General features: G+C 55.7%; 1 protein-coding gene. It reads right to left on the reverse strand.

What is annotated here, in order from left to right:
• Nucleotides 1–508, reverse strand: a 508-nt coding sequence (locus WA429_RS21380) for a DEAD/DEAH box helicase (RefSeq protein WP_336107933.1), incomplete at its 3' end; no start/stop codon positions are given.
• Nucleotides 509–555: the final 47 nt, after the last annotated feature.

A 555-nucleotide genomic window follows, 5' to 3' on the forward strand; every position in this document is an offset into this window, starting at 1 on the left:
GGTTGGCGGAAACATGGTGGAATTCATCAACCGCAATCAGCCGGTCGTCGAAGGCTTCCACGCCGAATTTGTCCACGGCAAAGCGGAACGTGGCATGGGTGCAGACAAGCACCTGATCGTCACTGTCCAGGAAGGCACCGACTGAATTGACCTTGCCGCCGTCCGTGCCGGGGGCGTTGCACAGGTTCCATTTTGGCTGCACTGTCCAGTCAGCCCAAAAGCCGAATTTTGACAGCGGCTCGTCATTGAAGCTGGAGCCGATAGACTTCTCTGGCACCACGACGATCGCCTGTTTCAGCCCCTGATTTTGCAGCTTGTCGAGCGCAATGAACATCAGCGCACGGCTTTTCCCGGATGCAGGCGGCGACTTGATCAGAAGATATTGCTCGCCCCGTTTTTCAAAGGCGCGTTCTTGCATTGCCCGCATTCCAAGCTCGTTGGACTTGGTGGAATTGCCGGTCTGGGCGTAGGTCACGGAAACGGCAGGCACGGATTTATTTGGCGCCATAGGAACTTTCGCTGTTAGTGGGTTGGTTCAAAACTGGTATGGCTGAA

The organism is Thalassospira sp. CH_XMU1420-2, assembly GCF_037029325.1.
GTDB lineage: Bacteria > Pseudomonadota > Alphaproteobacteria > Rhodospirillales > Thalassospiraceae > Thalassospira > Thalassospira povalilytica.